A 3704-nucleotide genomic window follows, 5' to 3' on the forward strand; every position below is an offset into this window, starting at 1 on the left:
CGCAGGTTTTTTTCTTTATCAGCGTCTTTTCTAGAATCTGTTTTTTTAAAATCTATAAAATGCCAATAGTCACGAGTGCCAAGTAAGCAGTTATGTTGGCTTAGCTCGGACAGAGCATGAGGAGTGCCGTATTTTTCAAGATAAGCGGGTGCGGCACAGACGAAGTTGGTACGACGGCTAAGTTTTTTTGCCATCATGGTTGAGTCGCTTAATTTGCCAATACGAATTGCCAAGTCATAGCCGCCATCTACTAAGTCAATTTTTTGATTACTCAAAAATGCCGTCACTTCGATATCACGATATTGCACCATGAAGTCATTGACCAGTGGCAATAATTGCTGCTCGCCATAAGTGACAGGAGCGGTCAGTTTAATCCTGCCTTGGGGTTTTGATTGTAAGTTGCTTACTGCTTGCTCAGCGGCATCCAAGCCATCGAGCACGCTGCGGCAATGCTGATAAAACACGCGGCCTTCTTCAGTCAGTGTTACCTTACGCGTTGTGCGATATAGCAATTTGATACTGAGGCGCTTCTCTAAGGCGCTTATCTGCCGACTGACTTGCGCGGTTGAGATGCCCAACTCTTTTGCAGCACGTGTGAAGCTTTCGTATTCTGCGACGTAAACAAATTCACTAATGCCATCCCAGCGCATGATTATTACCACTGTGTAAAAGATATTTGTAAATATAGCACATTGTTATCATGGCAGAAACGACTATAATAGTTAGTGTAAAGTTTAATGCTTCACAGACAGGTTCAGCTGTCGCTTGCCTCTACTAAGTCAGCACTATAAGATGAATAGGTCTGTGCTCAATAACCGATAAAACTAATTAAAAAGAGAGACAACTATGTCAGATGAATTTATTAAATCAAGAGCCGCCATCGCTTGGGGCCCAAATGAGCCACTATCTATTGAAGAAGTAGACGTTATGCTGCCACGTAAAGGCGAAGTGTTGGTAAAAATCGTCGCCAGTGGCGTCTGCCACACTGACGCCTTTACCTTATCTGGTGAAGATCCAGAAGGCGTGTTCCCAGCTATCTTAGGTCACGAAGGCGGCGGTATCGTTGAACAGATCGGTGAAGGCGTGACCAGCGTCCAAGTCGGCGATCACGTTATTCCTTTATACACTGCAGAGTGCGGCGTCTGCAAAATGTGTCGATCAGGCAAAACCAATCTATGCTCAGCCGTACGTGAGACTCAAGGCAAGGGTCTGATGCCAGATGGTACGACGCGCTTTTACAAAGACGGCGAACCTATCTATCACTACATGGGCTGCTCGACCTTTTCAGAATATACCGTCTTGCCAGAGATTTCGTTGGCCAAAGTGGACAAAGACGCACCGTTAGAAAAAGTTTGCTTGCTAGGTTGTGGCGTGACCACCGGCATGGGCGCGGTTATGAATACGGCAAAAGTCGAAGAAGGTTCTACCGTCGCTATCTTTGGTCTTGGCGGTATCGGATTATCAGCCGTTATTGGCGCTCAAATGGCAAAAGCGCGCCGTATCATCGCGATTGATATCAATGAGAGCAAATTTGATCTGGCCAAAAAATTAGGCGCAACAGATGTCATCAATCCAAAAGACTATGACCATCCTATTCAGGACATTATCGTTGAGCTTACCGATGGCGGCGTAGATTACTCGTTTGAATGTATCGGTAATGTCGATGTCATGCGCTCAGCGCTGGAGTGTTGTCATAAGGGCTGGGGCGAGTCGGTCATCATTGGGGTCGCAGGCGCAGGGCAAGAGATTTCAACCCGTCCATTCCAGCTAGTGACTGGTCGCGTCTGGAAAGGTTCAGCATTTGGCGGCGTCAAAGGCCGTTCAGAATTACCAGGCTACGTCGATCGTTATATGCAAGGTGATATCCCATTAAATGACTTTATTACCCACACTATGCCATTAGAAGATATCAACGAAGCCTTTGATCTGATGCATAAGGGTGAGAGTATTCGTACGGTGATTCATTTTTAAGACACTATTTATTATGAATTAAATCACGTCAGCACAAAAACGCCGCTCCTATATAGAAGCGGCGTTTCTAGTTTTATCGCTCGTTGCTGTAAAATCGTTCATTTAAGTCGATTTATTCCGCCATATCAGCCAGTTGCTGCAAAATGCTAGTAAAACTTTCCTCTCCTTGCGCACCGTTGACCAAATGACGCTCATTAAATATTACCGCTGGCACGCTTTGGATACCTTGCTGCTGCCAATGTTGCTCTGCTGCTCGTACTTCCTTAGCAAAACGCTGGTCTTCTAGTACCGCCAGTGCTTCGCTACGATCCAGCCCAGTCTCTGCCGCTATATCTGCAAGCACCGTGATGTCAGAGATATTACGGCCGTCAGTGAAATGGGCGACGAATAGTGCTTGTTTTAACTCGTGCATATGTCCTTGCTGCTCCGCCCAGTGCAGTAGCTGATGTAGATCAAAGGTATTATGCATACGCGTATCATCATTGAAGTTAAACTCAAAACCAACCTCGCGACCTGCTTGAGTCATCGCCTCACGGCTGGCATCAGATTGTGCTTTGGTCGAGCCGTATTTTTCTATAATGTGCTCACGTAAGTTTTGGCCCTCGGCTGGCATGTTAGGATTGAGCTCAAACGGGTGCCAGTATATCTCATGCTCAGTATTGGTCTGCTTAAGTGCTTGCGCTAGCTGACGATAACCGATAACGCACCAAGGACAGACTACGTCGGAGACAATATCTATTCTGAGTGGCTCAGCTTTCTTGGTATTATTCATAATAACTTCCTATAGTTAGTTTTGTGTTTGCATCACCATTTTAATGGCGTTTATTCTTCTCAAAACAAGCTAGCGTTTTACTATTGGATCTATAATCTTAAGCGTACTAACCATTTGAGGTGAGCCTAATGTTTTAATTTGCTAAGCTTGACTATAAGGCTCATAAACTTGGTAGACTCTATATATACCTTACTTTTATTTAATCTTAGGAGGAAGTGATGATGACCCAGCAGCATATTCTAGCTTGTGTCGATGGCTCAGCAGTCACAGGTTCCGTCAGTGACTACGCCGCATGGTACGCCAGTCGCCTAAATTTGCCTGTAGCCTTATTAAATGTGACCGAAGTGCCTGCATCCAAACGGCGCGACCTATCTGGCGCGATAGGACTCGACAGTCGCCAGATTCTATTAGAAGAGCTCTCGCATTTAGATGAGCAGCGGGCAAGAGTTGTCAATAGCTACAGCAATGCTCTAGTACAAGATGCCAAAAGCCATATACAAAGCAGCTTTGATGTCCAAATTAAGGTTTATCAGCGCCGCGGCAAATTGCTATCTGCTATCGAGCATTTCAAAGAAGACAACCGCGCTATCGTCATGGGACGACGCGGTGAGGATCACAAAAACGCGCGAATCAATATCGGTAGTCAAATCGAGACGGTAGCACGTGCCTCTAGCATTCCAATTTTGATTTGCTCAGAAGCTTACAAGGAGCCACGCTCATATATGGTAGCCTTTGATGCCAGCAAAACGGCTATCAAAGCGGTCGGATTGGTTGCCAAAAGCGAGCTGTTAAAAGGTATGCCCGGGCATATTGTGATGATTGGTCATAATAATGATGAAGCAAAGGAGAGTCTAAGAGTAGCCGCTGAGCAGTTAAACCAAGCAGGGTTTGAGGTGCAGACGCATCATTTGCCAGAGACAGATGCGGTCAATGGTCTGCTTACTCATCAGACGCAAAACGA

At 45.7% G+C, this 3704-nt stretch carries 4 protein-coding genes; 2 read left to right on the forward strand and 2 right to left on the reverse strand.

What is annotated here, in order from left to right:
• The coding region (locus ACTXGO_RS11010; protein ID WP_443574505.1) for a LysR family transcriptional regulator at positions 1 to 650 on the reverse strand (650 nt) is incomplete at its 3' end.
• A 196-nt stretch (positions 651 to 846) separates the two neighbouring features.
• Here ACTXGO_RS11010 and ACTXGO_RS11015 point away from each other — a divergent pair.
• Positions 847 to 1971, forward strand: coding sequence for an S-(hydroxymethyl)glutathione dehydrogenase/class III alcohol dehydrogenase (locus ACTXGO_RS11015; protein WP_443574507.1), 1125 nt, complete (start codon positions 847 to 849; stop codon positions 1969 to 1971).
• Between the two features lie 112 nt (positions 1972 to 2083).
• Here ACTXGO_RS11015 and ACTXGO_RS11020 read toward each other — a convergent pair whose 3' ends face one another.
• Positions 2084 to 2743 carry a DsbA family oxidoreductase gene (locus ACTXGO_RS11020; protein WP_443541436.1) on the reverse strand — a complete coding sequence of 220 codons (660 nt, stop codon included), beginning with the start codon at positions 2741 to 2743 and terminating at the stop codon, positions 2084 to 2086.
• A gap of 218 nt (positions 2744 to 2961) precedes the next feature.
• Between ACTXGO_RS11020 and ACTXGO_RS11025 the strand changes: the two genes are divergently transcribed.
• A partial coding sequence (locus ACTXGO_RS11025) for a universal stress protein (RefSeq protein WP_443574509.1) occupies positions 2962 to 3704 on the forward strand: 743 nt, incomplete at its 3' end.

This window comes from Psychrobacter sp. T6-1, assembly GCF_052258445.1.

Coding starts and splice junctions, on each gene's coding strand:
- ACTXGO_RS11020 (WP_443541436.1), bottom strand. CDS start 2,743: ATGAATAATACCAAGAAAGCTGAGCCACTCAGAATAGATATTGTCTCC.
- ACTXGO_RS11015 (WP_443574507.1), top strand. CDS start 847: ATGTCAGATGAATTTATTAAATCAAGAGCCGCCATCGCTTGGGGCCCA.